Source organism: Paraburkholderia sp. BL25I1N1, from assembly GCF_003002025.1.
Lineage (GTDB): Bacteria > Pseudomonadota > Gammaproteobacteria > Burkholderiales > Burkholderiaceae > Paraburkholderia.
In genome coordinates, this window is record NZ_PVZB01000039.1 from 14,579 (window position 1) to 33,856 (window position 19,278).

Genomic DNA, 19,278 nt, shown 5'->3' on the forward strand with positions numbered 1-19,278 from the left:
ACAGACACGCAACAAGCTGCAAAGAGCACGCGATGAAGCAAACGGTCTGGCATCACCTGAAACTTTGCCCGCAGGGCGATCCCCAACACACGCTGCCCGACGCCGCGATCGCCGTTGAGAACGGCACGATCGTCTGGCTCGGCGCGGCTTCGTCATTACCCGCCGAATACGCCGCGTGGCCGCACGAAGATCTGCACGGCGCGTGGGTGACGCCGGGGCTCGTCGATTGCCATACGCATCTCGTGTACGGCGGGCAGCGCGCGGACGAATTCGCGCAACGCCTCGCGGGCGTCAGCTACGAAGAGATCGCGCGGCAGGGCGGCGGCATCGTCTCCACGGTGCGCGCCACGCGTGCCGCGGACGAAGCCTCGCTGTTCCGCCAGTCGGCCGCGCGCCTCGAACCGTTGCTCGCGGAAGGCGTGACCACGGTCGAGATCAAATCCGGCTACGGCCTCGATCTCGCCAGCGAGCGCAAGATGTTGCGCGTCGCGCGGCAATTAGGCGAACGTTATCCCGTGACGGTCTACACGACGTTTCTCGGCGCCCACGCGTTGCCGCCCGAGTTCGCCGGCCGCGCCGACGCGTACATCGACGAAGTCTGCAACACCGTGCTGCCCACGCTCGCCGACGAAGGCCTCGTCGACGCCGTCGACGTGTTCTGCGAGCGAATCGGTTTTTCGCTGGAACAGAGCGAGCGCGTCTTCGAGGCAGCGGAACGTTACAGGCTGCCGGTGAAAATGCATGCCGAGCAATTGTCGAACGGCGGCGGCACGGCACTCGCGGCGCGCCATCATGCGCTGTCCGCCGACCACCTCGAATTTCTCGACGAAGCCGGCGTCGCCGCGATGAAGGAAGCGGGCACGGTGGCCGTGCTGCTACCGGGCGCGTACTACTTCATCCGCGAGACGCAGTTGCCGCCTTTGGAATTGCTGCGGCGCTATCAGGTGCCGATCGCGATTTCGACCGACAGCAACCCCGGCACTTCGCCCACCACTTCGCTGCTGCTGATGATGAATATGGCCACCACGCTGTTCCGCATGACAGTGCCGGAAGTGCTGCAAGGCGTGACGTCGCACGCGGCGCGCGCGCTCGGCAAGGCGGATCGCCACGGCTCGCTGGAAGCGGGACGCGCGGCCGATTTCGCGGTGTGGTCGGTCGACTCGCTGGCCGAGCTGGCTTACTGGATTGGACGTCCGCTGTGCGCGCGAGTCGTGCGCGCGGGCGAGACCGTTTATACGCGGCGTGAATTGAGCCAGGGCCTGAAATGACCGAATCGCACAAGCAATCGAATCAATCGCTGTTCGCCGAGTACGCATACCTGCCGGATGGCTGGCGCCGCAACGTGCTGCTGGAGTGGGACGCAACCGGCACGCTCACTGCCGTCACGCCCGATACGCCGACGCCGCCCGCCGGCGTGCCAACGGCCGCGGGTCCGGTACTGCCTGGCATGCCGAATCTTCATTCGCACGCATTTCAGCGCGCGATGGCCGGCCTCACCGAATATCGCGCATCCGGCGCGGGCGCTACGGATAACTTCTGGAGCTGGCGCGATCTGATGTATCGCTTCGCCGCGCGCATCACACCGGAAGGCCTGGCGAGCGTCGCGCAATGGCTGTACATCGAAATGCTGAAAGCGGGCTATACGTCGGTGTGCGAATTCCATTACGTGCATCACACGCCGCAAGGCAGCCGCTATGCGAATCAGGCGGAACTCGCGCAACGCGTGGTGGATGCGGCGTCGGCGAGCGGCATCGGCATGACCATGCTGCCGGTGCTGTATCAGTACAGCGGCTTTGGTTCGCGCGCGCCGCGTGAAGATCAGCAGCGCTTCATCAATACGCCGGAGAGTCTGCTCGATCTGCTCAGCACGTTGCGCGCGGCGCGCCCCGAGACTGGCGCGTTGCGTTATGGCGTGGCGCCGCATTCGCTGCGCGCCGTCTCCGCCGAGTCGTTGCATACGCTGCTCGGCGGTATCGAGGGCACGGCGCCCGTTCATATCCATATCGCCGAGCAGACCGCCGAAGTCGATGCCTGCGTCGAAACCGAAGGCGCGCGTCCGGTGCAATGGCTGCTCGATCGTTTCGACGTCGACAGCCGCTGGTGTCTCGTGCACGCCACGCACGTCGATGCGAACGAAACGCTGGCGCTCGCGAAGAGCGGCGCGGTCGCCGGTTTGTGCCTGACCACCGAAGCCAATCTCGGCGACGGCATTTTTCCGGCGCAGGAGTATCTCGATGCGCAAGGGCGCATCGGCGTGGGCTCGGATAGTCATATCGGCGTCGACTGGCGCGCGGAGTTGCGTCTGCTCGAATATGGCCAGCGTCTCACGCGCCGGCAACGCAACGTGCTGGCGTCGGCGCAGGCCACGCATGTCGCCGATCGTCTGTTCGACGCCTCGCTCGAAGGCGGCGCTCACGCGACGGGGCGCGCGGTCGGCGCGCTGCAGGCTGGCCGCCGCGCCGATTGGCTCGTGCTCGACGCGGATCATTCGAGCATCGCCGAGCATGCGCCGAACGCCTGGCTCTCGGGCGTTGTATTCTGCGAGCATGGTGAAACGCCGATTCGCGACGTGTACGCGGGCGGCGACAAGGTCGTCGACAATCGCAGGCATCGCGATGAAGAGGGCGCTTACGCGCGCTATCGCGTGGCGCTGGCGGACCTGCTCAAATGAATGGCGTGCCAACGTTCCGCGCATTGACTCGCTGAACCGATCCTTCGATCCTATCGATTCCGGACTGACATGACTGCTTCGAATACTCCGCCGGTTTTCTCGCTGCATCAGGGAAGCCTGCCGCTGCTCATTTCGATCCCGCATCTGGGTACGCAAATTCCGGCCGACATCGCCGCAACGATGACGCCCGCCGCGCAGCGCACCGACGATTGCGACTGGCATCTGGACCGTCTCTATGCGTTCGCAAAACGCATGGGCGCGTCGATTCTCGCGCCCACCTACGCGCGCTATGTGATCGACCTGAATCGTCCGCCCGACGGCGCGAATCTGTACCCGGGCCAGGACACCACCGGACTTTTGCCCGTCGATACGTTCGACAAGGAACCGTTGTATCTGGACGGCCATCTGCCAAACGAGGCCGAAGTCGCGCGTCGTCGCGAGGCTTACTGGAAGCCTTACCACGAGGCGCTGCAAGGCGAACTCGCGGCGCTGAAAGCGAAACACGGCAAGGTGCTGCTGTGGGAAGCGCATTCGATCCGCTCGCACGTGCCGCGTTTTTTCGAGGGACGGCTGCCCGATTTCAATTTCGGCACCTCGAACGGCGCGAGCGCGGTGACGGGACTGGCCGAGGAGATGGCCGCTACTGTCGAGCGATACGACGGCGGCTATACGGCTGTCGCCAACGGGCGCTTCAAGGGCGGCTATATCACGCGCGAGTATGGCCGGCCGTCGCAAGGCGTGCATGCACTGCAGCTCGAACTTTCGCAGATCACGTATATGGAAGAGCAGTTGCCGTATGCGTATGACGAATCGCTGGCCGCGAGAGTGGAACCTCTGCTGGAAGCGCTCGTCGTGAAAGCATTGGAACGCGTCAGGACGGCGTGACACGCCGCTCGTTTTCTCTTCTTTTCCACGCGCTTCACGATCGCCACGCAAGCTGCGCGGCTTGGCGAAGCGCGTCGGCTGACACCGCAAAGGTGTAACAGCATGTGTCCGTGATTGCATGCTGCCGTTTTCGCGCAGAACGTATAGAGCGCGTTGAAGCAATCTGCCTGCTCCGCATCGACTCGATGGCAAAAAAAAGCCCCGCATTGAGCGGGGCTTTACGATGTGCCGTGCCGGTCAGAGCGTGGCACCGCCATTAATGGCAGCGTTTTTCCCAGTGATGATGAACGCGCACCTTGTGGCACTCAGGATGATGATGATGCTCATAAGCTTGTGCGGGAGCGATGGCGCTCAGGGCTGCGACGGCTGCGGCGATGGCGAGGACGATCTTCTTCATTACAGAATCCTTAAATCGGTGTTGGGGTACAAACGGTTCAGCACGGGGCGTGCCGCGACCGCCCGCAAGCATGCCACATCGCGCGCGTGGAGCGGAGGAACGCCGAGCAGATGCCGGTGTCAATTGAGCACGACGATCGTTGCGAGCCGCCACCGGCAATGGATGGCGGCCAACGCCGCGCAATCGCGCAGTGGCGTGTATTTACGACAGATCGGCGCTCACGCAACGGCATTCCGGGATTGCGCGCCATGCGGTGAAGCGTCTACCCTTTCAAAACGATAACGCGCACAAGCGTGTGATCTCTACAGCGGGCAAAAAGATGGAAGACCCAGCGATGGAAGATTCCGACGAATTGCTGCTCCCGGTCTGGCGAGCAAACCTGGTGCTGTTGACTCGCGAGGTCGGCGCGGCGACACGACTCGCGCGCATGATGACCTTCTCCGCGAGCTATCTGAAACTGATGTTGTCGGGCCAGCGCGAATTCAGCGAGGAATTCGTGCGCGGCATCGAAGCGGTTACGGGACTGCCGGGCGGCTGGATGAACGTGCCGCATACCGAGCAGGACGTCCCGCTCAAGGCGCGTGAAGCGATCGACAATGAACAGCCGCTCGCGCGGTTTCGGGGCACGGCGCATCCGGTGCGAAAGAAGTCGGTGCTGCGGCCGCCCGAACCGATCTTCGGCCAGCCGGGGCCGGCCAGGCGCGTCGAGGAAGAAATCCTCGACGCGGAAGCGCATCGACGTCAGGCGTACTTTCGCAAGGTCCGCGATCTGGCGATCCAGGACGTGCGGCGTTTCGAGCGGCATCTGACGCACGCGCCGGTCGAACTGGCAACGATGCGCGCCAAGGTGGAGGACGTGATCGCCGCCGCCGATCTCGACGACCCGATCCAGGCCGACCTCGCGGGACGGCTGGAGCAGATCGAAAAGCATCGGCATCTGCTGCTCAGGCACGTCGAGCGATTGCAGGCATTGCTTGGGCAACTCGGCGAGACGGAATGAGGCGGCGCGCCGCGAGCTAGTACTCGCTTACGCCGGCTGATAGGCACTCCTGCGGCGGGCGTGAAACTCGGCCTCGAATGTCCACATCACGCCGTCCTGCGCGAGCGCCACGCCGGTCCAACGGAACGAATCCCGAGTGATGCCGATAGAGGTTCATCGAATCGGCGTGCCGTCGCATCGATCGGCGTCGGCGTAGCGAGCCGGAACGCGCGGCCATCATGTGCTAAAACCACGATACGGACTCAGCCGAGGTGCATCTTGGGGAAAATTGCCGTCACGCTGCAGCGGGCGCTTGCCCGTAGTCGACAGGATGGCGCGCGGGGCAGGGCGCGGCGCACATGACGCGGTGCATGGCGTTTGTTCTCAGGCTGGCCGGTGGGTCGGCGCTGGGCGCGTGCGTCGCGTTCAGCGCGTTCGCCGACGACAGCGCGGCTTCCGCATCCGGCGACGATCGCGCGCCTTCCACGATCGAGCGCGACGTCCATCTCTTCACGATCCAGAAAGACGGTTCCGTCGAGGAGCATGACGACACCGTCTTGCGCGCCAATACGACGAGCGGCGTCGACGATATCGCGCAACGCTACGTGTGGTTCAACAAGGACATCGAGCAGGTGCAGTTGCTGGCCGCCGAAACGATCGACCTGAACGGCGTGGCGCATCCGGTCGGTCCCGAGGCGATCCGCGACGTGCAGGAGCCGCGCTCGGCAGGCGCGCCGAGTTTCGAGGACGGCGTGTTGCGCACGGTGATCTTCCCGGGCGTCGAGCCGGGCTCGCGCGTGCATCTGGCGTTCCGCAAAACGCGCACGAAGCCCTTGCAGGCGGGCACCTTCGCGTACCTCGTCGAGCCGACCCGCGACCCGGTCGAACTGCAGCGCCTGATTTTCGATCTGCCTGCCGACGTGCCGCTTTACGCCGACGCGCGCGGCTACGTCGCCGTGCCGCCGGTCACGGCAAACGGCCGTACCCGCTACGAGTTCGACTACCGGCACGGACCGTATGCGCCGCTCGAAGCGGGCGCGGCTGGCTACGCGAACTGGGGCGATCGCCTGATGGTATCGACAGTGCCGGACTTCGCGAATTTTGCCGCGCGCTATCGCGGCCCCGCCACCGACGCGACGACTGGCGATCCGGCGATTGTCCGCCTCGCGCAAGCGCTGAGCGCCGGCACCGACGATCCGCGCGTAAAAGCGCAACGGCTCTACGACTGGATGCGTCTGAATATCCGCTACGTCGCCTTGTTTCTCGGCGAAACGGCGGCGATCCCGCACAAGGCGACCGACATCCTGCGCAACCGCTATGGCGACTGCAAGGACCACGTCGCGCTTTACGGCGCGTTGCTGGCCGCGGTCGGCATCCATAGCGAGGCGGTGCTGCTCAATCTCGGGCCGTACTACAGTTTGCCGGACGTGCCCGGCTACGGATCGAGCGCGATCAACCATGCGATTGTCTGGATTCCTGAGTTGTCGTTGTATGCGGACACGACGGCGGGCGGCACGGCATTCGGCTATCTGCCTCCGAGCGTGATGGACCGGCCGGTATTGCTGGTCGGCGAGGGCGTGCTGTCGCGCACGCCGGCCACGCAGTTGCGCGAACGCAGCGCGCGCGTGCAGATCGACATCGATGAAAACGGCGCGGCGAATTACGCTTACCGGGTCGAGGACGCGGGTTTTACCGCCGAAATCGAGCGCAATACCTTTCGGCGCTCGACGCGGCAGCGCACGCAGCAGATCGCCGCGAACCGTGTATTGCAGACGGGTTTGCACGGCACGACGCAATTGCGCACGGCGGATCTAGGCGCCACGACCGGACCATTCGCCACGTCGATGCAAGGGAAGGTGGAACACTTCGTCTGGACCGACGGCACCACGGCCGTACCCGCGTTGACGAGTTTCTCCGGCGGCATGGGCTCGCAGGTGCAGGCGTGGCTCGCGGAGCCTGCGAGGACTCAGCCCTGGACGTGCATCGGCGGAGAGTTCGACGAGACCCTGGAAATGACGCTGCCGCGCTTCGTACGAGTGACGGATTTGCCGTCCGACACGGCGGTGCAAGACCGCTTTCTGACCTTTTCATCCAGCTACGTCTACGATCCGGCCGCGCGGGTCTTGCAGGTCAGGCGGCACCTGCGCGCCGCCTTTGATCATCAGATGTGTTCAGCGAGTGAATTCGCCGGGATGCACGACGATCTCGTGCGAATCCAGAGAGACCTCGATGCCGAACTGGTGGTCAAGGTCGCCAATTCGAAGAAGCCACAGTGATTCCACCGGCACGGGCGCAAACGGGCAAGCCCGTGCCGGAATCGGAACCTGGCTTAACTTCCGCTCTTGGTCACGATGGGCACCCACGCTCCATTCTTGACCTGATAAAGCGTCGATGCGCCGCTCTTCAACGCGCCGGTGTTGTCGAAGGAAATCCTGCCGGTTACGCCTTCGAAATCGATGGCCTTGAGCGCGGGCCTGTAGTCGTTCGGCGAGCTGGACTTGGCCTTCTGCATCGCCTTGATCGCGGCCCACGCGCCGTCATAGCCGAACGGCGCATAGGACAGGATATCCACGCCGAAACGCTTCTTGAACTTGGCGGAGAAATCCTTGCCGCCCGGCAACTGTGCGAGGGGCCGTCCATATTCCCAGGCCATCACGCCTTCGGCGGAATCGCCCGCGAGCTTGATGAAATCCTGATCCATCACGCCGCCGCCGCCCACCAGTTGCGCGTTCATGCCCAACTGCTTCATGCGCTTGGCGAAGCCCGCGGCCTGCGTGTCCAGGCCGCCGAAAAAGATCAGATCGGCATTGGTCGATTTGATCTTGGTGATCTGCGTGCTGAAGTCGACCGCTTTGTTGTCGGTGTACTCACGCGCCACGAGATTGCCGCCGTGCGCTTTGACGGCTTTCTCGAACTCGTCGGCCTCGCCCTGGCCGAACGCGGTGCGGTCGTCGATGATCGCGATGCGCTTGGCCTTGGTCACTTCCACGGCATAGACGCCTGCGTTGCCGGCGTTCTGCGCGTCGGTGGAAATCACCATGAAGGTGTTCGCGAAGCCGCGTCCGGTGATGATCGGATTGGTGGCGGCCGGGTCGATCACCGGAATGCCGGCTTGCTCGTAGACCTGCGAAGCGGGAATCGTCGTGCCCGAGTTGAAGTGGCCCACCACGGCCGACACGCCCGCGTCGACCAGTTTCTGCGCGGCTTGCACGCCGATGCGCGGGTCGGCCTGGTCGTCTTCGGAGACGATCTGGAATTGGGCCACCTTGTCGCCGATCTTGATCTTTTGCGCGTTGGCTTCCTCGATTGCGAGCCGGACACCGTTTTCGAGGTCCTTGCCGTAGCCGGCGTTGGCGCCGGTCAGCGGGGCGGCGAAGCCGATCTTCACCGGCAGGTCGTCGGCGAAGCTGGCCGGCGGCGCGATGGCGAAGATAGCGCCAACGAACAGGGCAAGCGGTTTCAGCGTGTAGCGAAGACTCATGGTCTCTCCTTCCATCGACAGTTTCAGGTAGTGAAAGCGGCAAGGCGGTAACGCTGGATCGACGCGCGCGCATGGACTTCGCATGGCGCGCATCGAGAGACTACGAATGATCGGTCGCTTTGAACAATGCGGGAATGCGCGCACTTGCGCGCATTCGCGTTCAAGCGGCGATCAATCTGGCGCGAATATAGAAAGCCAATTTGCCACCGTCTTGGCAGTTCGAGGCGCTTTGAATGAGCATTTCGGCATAACCCGCGCAGCGCGTTGGCTGGCGGCGTCCCGGCGCGGGCGCGCGGGTGCGGATTGCTGCATATGAACAATGCGCGGGCAGCGTGGCCGCCGCGCTGTGGCGGAGCAAGGTCGCTGCCGCCTGTCAGTGTGGAAACTCGTAACGGCTTCGAAACCAGCCGCTTAACGCTCGCCTTGCTGGCGCAACAACTCCTCGCGCAGACGCAGAAGCGGCGCCTTGGTGTCTTCGTCGGCCCATGTGTCGAGATCGTCGAGGGCGCGCTGGCAGCCGTCGAGTACAAGGTCGATATCCACCGGCACGCCGTTGTTCAGCGCGAATTCGATGGTCTCGGCGAACTGCTGGCATTCGTCTTCGCCGTACGAGATGTCGAGGTTGTCGGCGATCACTTCGGCGATATTGCTGCGCGCCTTGTCGTCCGGCGTCACCATATCGACGATGCCGCGCGCCACCGCCGGCGAATAGTACAAAGCGATGTCGAGCCATTGCGCGGGATCGAAGTCGGCCTGGTCGAACTGGCTCTCGAAGAACTCGATCGCTTCCTGTTCGTGCGCCTCGTCGGCGTCGACGCTGATGCACAACTGCTCAAAAAATTCTTCCCGCTCGCTGCGGATATAACCGTCCATCGATGCCTCGTCTGCTGAAAACTGAATGCCGGATGCCTGAAAAATGCGCTGCGGGCGGGCAGGTGCCTTGTCCACGCGGCACGCATTATAGGACGGCCGGCTGACAGTCGAGAGACACGGCGTGAATGGATTGCCACGACGCGCACAAGAGACGGTTTGCGTGGGCTGCTCGAATCTGCGCTTTGCTAGCGCTGAGGATTGCCTGAAACCTCTTGCGCGCCCGCCACCTACGCCGTATCCGCCACCCACGCATCGAACCACTCGCGCGGCTGCGCGATTTCATTCTGTGCAGCCACCAGTTCGAGTTCGTAGCGCCCAGCCTGCCAGGTCGTCTTGACTACCGCGTTCACGGCGGCAAGCGTGTGCTCGAAGGCCGCGCGAATCGAATCGCCGAGCAGCGTACGCGCGACGAACAGCGCGCTCGTCAGATCGCCCACGCCCACCGGTTGCCGCGCGAACGGATAGAGCGGGCGTTGCGCCATCCAAGATTCGCGCTCGGTGACGACCAGCATGTTGAAGCGGTCGGCGGGACTGTTTCGATCGAGCAGATGCTTGACCAGCACCAGCTTCGGTCCGCGCGCGATAAGCTCGCGGCACGCCGTCACGGCTTCTTCCAGCGTTTCGATCTCGCGTCCCACGAGGCGCTGCAATTCGGTGTGGTTCGGCGCCATGGCGTCGGCCATCTCGGGCATGGTGCGCACGAGAAACTCCTGGATGCCCGGTTCCACCTTGCAGCCGCTCGCCGCGCCCATCACCGGGTCGCAGAAGTACCAGGCGCGTGGATTGACGGCCTTCACGGCCTTGACGATCTCCAGCACCGACTGCGCCTGTTCGGGCGTGCCCAGATAGCCGGATAGCACGGCGTCGCAACGCGGCAGCATGCCGATCGCGCCGATGCCGTCGACCAGGTCTTCCATTTGCGAGCCGTCGATCGCGCTGCCGGTCCAATGGCCGTATTGCGTGTGGTTCGAGAACTGCACGGTATTGAGCGGCCAGACGTTGACGCCGAGCCGACGCATCGGAAACACCGCCGCGCTGTTGCCGGCGTGACCGAAGACGACATGTGACTGGATGCTCAGAACGCTTTTGGTCATGGTATGGCCCGCGCAACGGGTCTGCGCGATCAATGAAAACGGGAAGGGTGCACCGCGGCGGCGATCCGGCAAGCACCGGACGCCTCGTGCGGCAGGAATGCTTCAGATGGTGCAGGAAACCCGCACGCGCTGCATTGTCAGGAAACAATACATGACTTTGCCGCGCGCGAGTCGATCCGTCCCCGAGTTGTTGCGCCGAACCATCACACGAGCACGCGGCGGAGGACGGCTGAGAAGCCAGCCCCGGCTCGCGAAATGCTGCGGGCCTGCTTGCTCAACGGCCTTTTTTCGAACTCATGCGAGCTCGCGGTACAACGCCAGATAACGCTCCGCCGAGGCGCCCCAGCCGAAGTCCTGGCGCATCGCGCGCCGCTGGGCCGCCTTCCATTCGGTACGGCGCCCATAGAGGGCGAAGGCGCGGCGGATGGCTGCGCCGATCCCCTTCGGTTCGAATCGTTCGAACACGAAACCGGTGGCGAGGTCGTCGGCGAGATTTTCGAGCGACGCGTCCACCACCGTGTCCGCGAGACCGCCCACGCAATGCACCAGCGGCAGCGATCCATACGCCAGCGCATACAGTTGCGTGAGGCCGCACGGCTCGAAACGCGAGGGCACCGCTATCACGTCGCTGCCCGCGACGATCGTATGCGCGAGCGTTTCATCGAAGCCCAGCTCCACCGCCACGGACTCGGGGTGCGTGTGCGCGACGCGTTTCAAACCGTTCTCCAGCGCCGGGTCGCCGGTGCCGAACACGACCAGCTGTCCGCCGTGTTTGATGATTTCCGGCACGGCTTCGAGCAGCAGGTCGAGGCCTTTCTGCTCGGTCAGCCGGCTCACCACGCCGAACAGCAGCGCGTCGCTTTTCTGCGCGAGGCCGAAGCGTTTTTGCAGCGCGTCCTTGCACGCAAGCTTGCCGGCGAGCCGCGTCGCGCTGTAGTGGTTCTCGAGCAGCGTATCGGTGCCGGGACACCAGACCGTGTAGTCGACGCCGTTCAGGATGCCGCTCAGATCGTGCGCGCGGTGGCGCAGCAAACCGTCGAGGCCGCCACCCTGGGCAAGCGTCTGGATTTCGCGTGCATAGGTCGGGCTGACCGTGGTGATGCGGTCGCTGTAGTAGAGGCCCGCCTTGAGAAACGACATTTGCCCGTAGAACTCGACGCCATGCACGCTGAAAAAATCGTCCGGCAGGCCGAGCTGACCGAACTGGTGCGCGGGAAATACGCCTTGATACGCGAGGTTGTGCACGGTGAAGACGCTGCGGGCGAAGGACCTGCCATGCTGGCGTTCGGCCGCCTTCAGATAGGCCGGCGCGAGCCCCGCGTGCCAGTCGTGCGCGTGAACGATCTGTGGCGACCACGCCGGGTCCAGTTGCTGCGCAAGTTGCGCGGCGACCCAGCCGAGCAGCGCAAAGCGCTGCGCGTTGTCGCCGTAGGGCACGTGCTCGTCATTCAGATACGGATTGCCGCGCCGGTCGTACAGCGTGGCCGCGCGGATCACATAGACGACCAGGCCGTTCGACGCCAACGTGCCCCGTTCGAGCGTGACGCCCGGCGCGTCGAAGCGGCGGCCCAGTTGCGCGACCGGCGTCAGGTCGGTCAAGCCGGCGACTACCGCCGGAAAGCCTGGCAACAGTACCCGCACATCGGCGCCGCGCTCGATCAGCGCGGGCGGCAACGCGCCCGCGACGTCGGCGAGACCGCCCGTTTTGAGGAGGGGATACAGCTCGCTTGCGACGTGCAGGGCGCGAATCGTCATAGGCTCAGTCTCTGTCCTGTTGGTTCGGGTTGGGCGCGGCTGAGCCGGCGGCAGCCGGCCCTGGCTAGATCTTCTGCTTGAGCGCCTCCGGCGTGACCAGCACGACGCCGTCCTCGGTACGGTAGAAGCGCTCGGCGTCGCTCACCGGATCTTCGCCGATCACCGTGCCCTCCGGTATCGCGCAGCCGCGGTCTATCACCACTTTCTGCAGCCGGCAGCTCGCGCCGACGGTAACCTGCGGCAACAAGACTGCCTCATTGATGTTACAGAATGAACTCACTTTGACATCCGACGAAAGCACCGAGCGCGAAATCTGCGAGCCCGAGATCACGCAGCCGCCGCACACGATTAGATTATTGCCCGAGCCTTGCAGCCCCTTCATATCGCGCACGAACTTGGCGGGCGGCAACTGTTCCTGGTACGTCCAGATCGGCCAGTTGCGGTCGTAGAGATCGAGCGTCGGGATGGTGGAGGCGAGGTCGAGATTGGCGGCCCAGTAAGCGTCGATCGTGCCGACGTCGCGCCAGTACGGCTCCACGTTCGGATCCGACGACACGCACGACATGCTGAACGGATGCGCGATCGCCATGCCTTGCGTGACCACACGCGGCAGGATGTCCTTGCCGAAGTCGTGATCGGTGTCGATGGTGGAGATGTTCTCTTCTAGCAACGAATACAGGTAATCCGCGCTGAACACGTAGATGCCCATGCTGGCCAGCGCCGTGTCCGGGCGGCCGGGAATGCAAGGCGGGTCGGCGGGCTTCTCCAGGAAGTCGGTCACGCGGCGGTTTTCGTCCACGTGCATCACGCCGAAGGCCACCGCCTCCATGCGCGGCACCTCGATACAGCCGACCGTGCAATCCGCGCCGCTCTCCTCGTGGTCGGCGATCATGCGCGTGTAGTCCATCTTGTAGATATGGTCGCCCGCCAGCACCACCACGTATTTCGGCCGTATCGAGCGGATGATGTCGAGGTTCTGGAACACCGCGTCCGCGGTGCCGCGATACCAGTGCGCGCCTTCCACGCGTTGCTGCGCGGGCCACAAGTCGATGAATTCGCCCATCTCGCCGCGCAGAAAACTCCAGCCGCGCTGCAGATGGCGCAACAGCGAGTGAGCCTTGTATTGCGTGACCACCGCGATGCGGCGGATGCCGGAATTCAGACAGTTGGAGAGCGCGAAATCGATGATCCGGTATTTGCCGCCGAAGTGCACCGCCGGCTTGACGCGTTTGTTGGTAAGCGGCCCGAGCCGCGTGCCCCGTCCGCCCGCAAGGACGATGGCGAGGGTGGTGCGTTGCAGATCGTTCAGCCGTGCCGGAGTGTGCATGTCTGTCTCCTGATTAGTATGCCCCGGATGCGTGGGTCGCTTGTTCTCCACTGATGAATCGTGCTGCGCGCCGGCTCCGTCTTCGCGGGCCCGTCTGCTAGTTCTAGCACTGATTTGCCGCGGACGAGTAGTCTGAATTGTGCCGATGCCGCGCGAGCGCCCATCTTGCGCACGATCACCTGTTGCACCGCGGCGATCCGTGCGCCACGACACATATAAAGCGTGCGGTGCCGAGCCGCAATATGCGTGCCACGAGCGCCGTGCCGCTGTCAGCCGGCGCCGGCGGCAGCAGAGTCGGGCGGCGCGTCGTAGAATCGTGCGCTCCCGGCCGGGGTTTCGGCGATGGTCGCGCCGTGTGTTTGCCCCGCATGCCTCCCGTGCTTTCCCTTCAGAAAAAACTTCGATGAGTTTTCGCCGCCTGTCCTTGCTCGCCACGTTGAGCGTTTGTGCACTAGCCGCCGCTTCCGCGCCCGCCGTTTTTGCGGCTTCCGCCGCCACGCCTGCGAGTGCCGCCGCGTCCGCGGGCGTCGACGCGGGGAGTCCGGGCAGCCCCACCGCTTCAGCCGCCACGAGCGTCGCGGGCGATACCGGCCCGGCGTACGGACCCGAGTTGCAGGGCTTCAACTATCCGGCGCCGGTCAACCAGTACGACTTCACCTCGCAAGGGGTGGCGCTGCATATGGCGTACATGGATATCAAGCCGGCCAAGGCGAACGGCCGCACAGCGGTGCTGCTGCACGGCAAGAACTTCTGCGCGGCGACGTGGGACGCGACCATTCATCGGCTGAGCGACGCCGGCTATCGCGTGATCGCGCCGGACCAGATCGGCTTTTGCAAGTCGAGCAAGCCCGAGCACTATCAGTACAGTTTTCAACAGCTCGCGCGCAATACGCATGCGTTGCTGGAATCGCTCGGCGTGACCGACGCGACGGTGATCGGGCATTCCACCGGCGGCATGCTGGCGATCCGCTACGCGCTGATGTATCCGCGCGAGACCCAGCAACTGGTGCTGGTCAATCCGATCGGTCTGGAAGACTGGAAGGCGAAGGGCGTGCCCTCGTTGTCAGTGGATCAGTGGTACGAGCGCGAGTTGAAGACAACCGCCGAAAGCATTCGCCGCTACGAGCAGTCGACTTATTACGTGGGGCAGTGGCGGGCCAACTACGAACCGTGGGTGCAGATGTTGGCGGGTATGTATCGCGGTCCGGGCAAGCAGATCGTCGCGTGGAATTCCGCGTTGCTATACGACATGATCTATACGCAGCCGGTGGTGTATGAGCTAGGGCAGTTGAGCATGCCGACGCTGTTGCTGATCGGCCAGAAGGACACCACGGCGATCGGCAAGGACGCTGCGCCTCCCGACGTACGCGCGAAAATCGGCCATTACCCGGAACTCGGCAAAGCCGCCGCCAAGGCAATTCCGCACGCGACGCTAGTCGAATTCGCCGGACTGGGGCATGCGCCGCAGATGCAGGATCCGCAGGCGTTTCATCAAGCACTGCTGGACGGTCTCGCGGCGGTGCCGGCGAACCATTGAATTGATGACGCGGTCGAGTCGCGCCGATCGACAAACAAGGGCTGCCACCGGCTACCCTTTTTGCATTCGTCGACGAAGTTACCGGTCTTATTTGCCGCCCGCCAACTCCTCACGCACTTGCGCGCCGATCTCGAATGAGCGCAGTCGCGCCTTGTGATCGTAGATCTGCGCGGTGAGCATCAACTCATCCGCACCGGTTTGCTCGATGATCGACTTCAAGCCTTCGCGCACCGTATCGCGATCGCCCAGCGCCGTGCAGGCGAGCGAGTGCGCCACGCCGTTCAATTCCATCTCCGACGCCTCGAGCCGTTCGACCGGCGGTTGCAACTGACCCGGCGTGCCGCGTCGCAGATTGATGAACTGCTGCTGCAGCGAGGTGAAAAGACGCTGCGCTTCTTCATTCGTATCCGCAGCGAACAGATTCACGCCGACCATCGCATGTGGTTTATCGAGCGTAGCCGACGGACGGAATTGCGAGCGATAGACCTGCAACGCCGTGAGCATGTAATCCGGCGCGAAATGCGAAGCGAAGGCGAACGGCAGACCGAGCGCCGCCGCGAGTTGCGCGCTGAAGAGCGACGAACCGAGCAGCCACAGCGGCACGTTCAGGCCCGCGCCCGGCACGGCGCGAATGCGCTGCCCCGGCACGGGGTCGGCGAAATAACGCTGCAATTCGACCACGTCGTCAGGGAACGAATCCGCGCTGTTTTGCAAGTCGCGGCGCAACGCGCGCGCAGTGCTCTGATCGGTGCCGGGCGCGCGGCCGAGGCCCAGGTCGATACGGTCGGGATAGAGCGACGCGAGCGTGCCGAACTGTTCGGCGATGACGAGCGGCGCATGGTTCGGCAGCATGATGCCGCCCGAGCCGACGCGGATCGTTTTCGTACCGCCCGCGACATAGCCGATCACCACCGCAGTCGCGGCGCTCGCAATGCCCGTCATGTTGTGATGTTCCGCGAGCCAGAAGCGGCGATAGTTCCAGTTTTCCGCGTGCTGGGCGAGGTCGAGCGTATTCCTGAACGCGTCAGCCGGCGTGGCGCCTGCGGTGACCGGCGAAAGGTCGAGGACCGAGAAGGGGATCATTGTCTGTTCACTTGTTGTTTCCGGCGCTGTCGCGCGATGGGGCATTCTCGCAAAGCCTGCGCTTTTCTGCTGACGGCGTCGCGATGTCCACGTTCGTGAAAGGGGGTTTGCTTGCGCAGGCGTGGGAAGGGCGAAACGCCGAACCGGAATCGCTTAGGCGTTACATAAAACCCGCATCGCAGCGCGAGCGAGCAGCAGGTGGCCGATATCTTCGCGCGTGGCGACGTGATCGAAGGGCGTGCCGATGTGTCGCACTGTTGTTGACCGACACCTTCAACGCCGCACTCGCTCATGGTGCGTGAGCGCCGTCAATCAGCGCCATCCAAACCTGTCTTCTCAACTATCGATGACCCAGGCCCTGAGGCCCGACCGCTTGCGCGCGTTCGCCGGCCGGATTGCGTTGCTTGTCGCGATCACACCGTGCGGAGCCTGATGCGCGTGCCGCGTGCCGCGTGGCGCGGAAATTGCGCAGCATCACCGTACCGCCGAAGACGGCACGCTGCAAAAAACGGCGCAGCCAGGCGGCTCGACACCGGCGCCGTGGATGCGGTGTCGCCTTGCATCGGCGATATTCATCGTGTGAGCGACGCTTTTAGTGACCGTACGTTGATCAGCATTCACGTGTACGGTGCAAATATCGGTGCGGTGACACGGTCCGTCTATCCGGGCGGTGCGCCCGCAAGCCTCCTATCTCCGGCTACGCGAACGACGTGTTGCCGAACATCTGGAATGTGGCAAAGGAGTCCTTCATCTCATGAGTTTCGTTCAGGCATTTCGTACCCGATCATTCGAAGACGTGCGCCGCACACTGCTCGATCGCGAGGAAATCGCGCTCGTGGACGTGCGCGAGGAAGATCCGCACGCGCGCAGTCATCCGCTGTTTGCCGCCAATTTGCCGCTGTCGCGGCTCGAACTCGACGCGCCCGTACGCTTGCCGCGCCAGGCCGTGCCGATCGTCTTATTCGACTCCGGCGAAGGACTCGCCGAACGTGCCGCGCGGCGTCTGGGCGAGTTGGGCTATACCGACGTCGCCTTGCTCGAAGGCGGTTTGCAAGGCTGGCGCGAGGCCGGCGGCGAGCTGTTCCAGGACGTCAACGTGCCGAGCAAGGCGTTCGGCGAACTGGTGGAAAGCGTGCGGCATACGCCGTCGCTCACGGCACCGCAGGTGCAGGCGCTGCTCGATCAGGAAGCGGACTTGGTGGTGCTCGACGCGCGCCCGTTCGACGAATATCAAACCATGAATATTCCCGGCAGCATCAGCGTGCCTGGCGCGGAGTTGGTGCTGCGCGCGCGTCAGCTTGCGCCGAATCCGGCGACGCGGATCATCGTCAATTGCGCGGGGCGCACGCGCAGCATCATCGGTGCGCAGTCGCTGATCAACGCGGGCCTGCCGAATCCGGTCGCGGCGCTGCGCAATGGCACGATCGGCTGGACGCTGGCCGGCCAGGCGCTGGCGCACGGCAGTTCGCGCCGCTTCGAGCCGATTGCCGACGATCAACTGCGTCTGGCTGCTGCCGATTCCGCACGCGCCGTGGCGGATCGAGCGAGAGTGGGCCGCACGTCACGCGACGAAGCACGCCGCTGGGCCGGCGAAGCGGTACGCACCGTATATCGCTTCGACGTGCGCACGCCGGAAGAATACGAAGCGGGCCACGTGCCCGGGTTTCGCAGCGCGCCGGGCGGCCAGCTCGTGCAGGAAACCGACATGTTCGCGCCGGTGCGCGGCGCGCGCGTGATCCTCGCGGACAATGACGGCGTGCGCGCGAACATGACCGCGTCGTGGCTCGCGCAAATGAACGTCGAGGTGTATGTCGTCGATGGTTTGATGGCCGCGGACTTCGGCGAGAAGGGTGCGGCGCCCGCGGTCCGCCATGCGCCCACGCCGCCCGACGCCGATGAGCTCACGCCGGCCGGCTTGGTGACGCTGCTGCAATCGCGCGGCACCGCCGTGCTCGATTTCACCAGCAGCGCGAACTATGTGAAGCGTCATATTCCCGGTGCGTGGTTCGTGATTCGCAGCGAACTCGAGAAGGCGCTGCACAAGCTGCCGGATGCGCAGCGGTATGTGGTCACCTGCGGCAGCAGCCAGCTCGCGCGCTTCGCCGCGCCCGACGTTGCGGCATTGACCGGCAAACCGGTGCAGGTGCTGAGCGGCGGCACCGCGGCGTGGATCGAAGCGGGCTTGCCGGTCGAGAGCGGCGAGACACGCATGGCGTCGGCGCGCATCGATCGTTACCGGCGGCCTTATGAGGGCACCGACAACGCGCGCGAAGCGATGAACGCGTATCTGGAATGGGAGTATGGTCTCGTCGCGCAACTCGCACGCGACGGCACGCATGGGTTTCGCGTGATCTGAGCGCGTCAGGCCACGCGCGGCGCGCGTGCTTGCCTGAACCGCCGCGCGTGAGCGCGTCGCGCCGCGCAGGAAAATCTCGCATATTTGCTTTGCAGAATAACGCGTTTGTCTTATACAAAGGCCTGCCTTATCGTCGATGGGAAATCCACTCGTTGCCACGACGTACGCGCTGCCCATGACCACCTCCCGTTTTTGTTTCGCAATCCGATCTGTTCTGAAGCGCGCGTTGTTCGCAACGCCCGGCATTGCGGCGCTCGCAGCGTCGGCCTTGCTGTGCGCGCGGATCCAGACGCCGCAGAATGACTCGGTGCTGCAGCTGGTGGGATACGCTGCCTTGGCGTCGATTTCGCGCGCTTGAAACGCGCCGTCGAAAGGTGCTGAGAACCTCGCGGCCCAACGCAAATCATCTGCCGATTTGGTGTAAACGCGCTCTCGTCTAAACCCGCCAATGCGTTTAGATTAGTCACACTTGGAAGGCTTATCGAGGGACCAGGGCGGCCAATCAAGCAGCGGTTTGCCATTCCGGCGATGGCGCAAGGTGAGCAGCCAAGGTTGCTCACCGCTTCGTCCGGAACCAGACCGCTGCGCGTCGTCCGCGGTGCTTCGTTGTCAGGCGGCCGAAACGGCCGCTTCCATTTTCCGGTTGACCGTATCGACCGACCCGGCGACGCTTTGCACAGCGTCGCCTTTTTGCTTGTGGCGACGGTTTTTAACGTGCTTCGCCGCGTCAGCACCCGCCATCGCCGCCTCTTGCCTCCGCCATCGTGTACGACGGCGCACACCGCCTCGCCGCGCTCGCTCGCGGTTTTCCTCGTGCGCGGTTATCCTGTAGCAGACACT

Annotated in this window: 15 protein-coding genes and 1 pseudogene; 8 read left to right on the forward strand and 8 right to left on the reverse strand. The window is 64.2% G+C overall.

The annotated features are described in order from the left end of the window. The first annotated feature begins 32 nt into the window (after nt 1–32). From hutI to hutG, 3 genes are all read left to right on the forward strand, one after another. Nucleotides 33–1,268: an imidazolonepropionase gene (gene hutI, locus B0G73_RS36750; protein ID WP_106285955.1), complete on the forward strand. Its 1,236-nt coding sequence runs from the start codon at nt 33–35 to the stop codon at nt 1,266–1,268. Continuing rightward, complete coding sequence (locus B0G73_RS36755; RefSeq protein ID WP_106285956.1) at nt 1,265–2,671, forward strand: formimidoylglutamate deiminase; 1,407 nt, start codon at nt 1,265–1,267, stop codon at nt 2,669–2,671. Before hutI ends, B0G73_RS36755 begins: the two co-directional genes overlap by 4 nt. 69 nt (nt 2,672–2,740) lie before the next feature. After that, entirely contained in the window at nt 2,741–3,556 is an 816-nt protein-coding gene (gene hutG, locus B0G73_RS36760; protein ID WP_106285957.1) for an N-formylglutamate deformylase, read from the forward strand. 256 nt (nt 3,557–3,812) lie between these two features. Here the strand turns inward: hutG and B0G73_RS40840 are convergent, their stop codons facing one another. Further along, nucleotides 3,813–3,953, reverse strand: a complete 141-nt coding sequence (locus tag B0G73_RS40840) for a hypothetical protein (protein WP_166679090.1) — start codon at nt 3,951–3,953, stop codon at nt 3,813–3,815. A gap of 334 nt (nt 3,954–4,287) precedes the next feature. On the opposite strand from B0G73_RS40840, the gene B0G73_RS36765 reads away from it, so the two are divergent. Continuing rightward, complete coding sequence (locus B0G73_RS36765; protein ID WP_106285958.1) at nt 4,288–4,953, forward strand: hypothetical protein; 666 nt, start codon at nt 4,288–4,290, stop codon at nt 4,951–4,953. 338 nt (nt 4,954–5,291) lie between these two features. Next, on the forward strand, nt 5,292–7,208 hold the full coding sequence (locus B0G73_RS36770; protein ID WP_106285959.1) for a DUF3857 domain-containing transglutaminase family protein: 1,917 nt from the start codon (nt 5,292–5,294) through the stop codon (nt 7,206–7,208). 53 nt (nt 7,209–7,261) lie between these two features. Here B0G73_RS36770 and B0G73_RS36775 read toward each other — a convergent pair whose 3' ends face one another. From B0G73_RS36775 to glgC, 5 genes are all read right to left on the reverse strand, one after another. Next, a complete protein-coding gene (locus tag B0G73_RS36775) occupies nt 7,262–8,413 on the reverse strand; it encodes a branched-chain amino acid ABC transporter substrate-binding protein (protein WP_106285960.1) in 1,152 nt (383 codons plus the stop codon). 411 nt (nt 8,414–8,824) lie between these two features. Further along, nucleotides 8,825–9,286: a hypothetical protein gene (locus tag B0G73_RS36785; protein ID WP_106285990.1), complete on the reverse strand. Its 462-nt coding sequence runs from the start codon at nt 9,284–9,286 to the stop codon at nt 8,825–8,827. A 227-nt stretch (nt 9,287–9,513) separates the two neighbouring features. Further along, complete coding sequence (gene pdxY / locus B0G73_RS36790) at nt 9,514–10,380, reverse strand: pyridoxal kinase PdxY (RefSeq protein ID WP_106285962.1); 867 nt, start codon at nt 10,378–10,380, stop codon at nt 9,514–9,516. A 294-nt stretch (nt 10,381–10,674) separates the two neighbouring features. After that, the gene (glgA, locus tag B0G73_RS36795; protein ID WP_106285963.1) at nt 10,675–12,135 is read right to left on the reverse strand and encodes a glycogen synthase GlgA; all 1,461 of its coding nucleotides are present in this window, start codon (nt 12,133–12,135) and stop codon (nt 10,675–10,677) included. Nucleotides 12,136–12,199: 64 nt separating this feature from the next. Then, the gene (gene glgC / locus B0G73_RS36800) at nt 12,200–13,462 is read right to left on the reverse strand and encodes a glucose-1-phosphate adenylyltransferase (protein WP_106285964.1); all 1,263 of its coding nucleotides are present in this window, start codon (nt 13,460–13,462) and stop codon (nt 12,200–12,202) included. Between the two features lie 403 nt (nt 13,463–13,865). Here glgC and B0G73_RS36805 point away from each other — a divergent pair, with 403 nt between their 5' ends. Further along, nucleotides 13,866–14,999, forward strand: a complete 1,134-nt coding sequence (locus tag B0G73_RS36805; RefSeq protein WP_106285965.1) for an alpha/beta fold hydrolase — start codon at nt 13,866–13,868, stop codon at nt 14,997–14,999. Nucleotides 15,000–15,086: 87 nt separating this feature from the next. On the opposite strand, the gene B0G73_RS36810 is transcribed toward B0G73_RS36805, so the two are convergent. Beyond that, nucleotides 15,087–16,082, reverse strand: a complete 996-nt coding sequence (locus B0G73_RS36810) for an LLM class flavin-dependent oxidoreductase (protein WP_106285966.1) — start codon at nt 16,080–16,082, stop codon at nt 15,087–15,089. A 445-nt stretch (nt 16,083–16,527) separates the two neighbouring features. Between B0G73_RS36810 and B0G73_RS41640 the strand changes: the two are divergent. Both B0G73_RS41640 and B0G73_RS36820 read left to right on the forward strand, forming a co-directional pair. Further along, nucleotides 16,528–16,840: pseudogene (locus B0G73_RS41640) on the forward strand (cysteine dioxygenase); the annotation flags it as partial. After that, complete coding sequence (locus B0G73_RS36820) at nt 16,837–18,438, forward strand: rhodanese-related sulfurtransferase (protein WP_106285967.1); 1,602 nt, start codon at nt 16,837–16,839, stop codon at nt 18,436–18,438. The pseudogene B0G73_RS41640 and the gene B0G73_RS36820, both read left to right, overlap by 4 nt. Before the next feature lie 609 nt (nt 18,439–19,047). Here B0G73_RS36820 and B0G73_RS41645 read toward each other — a convergent pair. After that, nucleotides 19,048–19,179 carry a hypothetical protein gene (locus B0G73_RS41645; protein WP_258194144.1) on the reverse strand — a complete coding sequence of 44 codons (132 nt, stop codon included), beginning with the start codon at nt 19,177–19,179 and terminating at the stop codon, nt 19,048–19,050. Between the last annotated feature and the right edge of the window lie 99 nt (nt 19,180–19,278).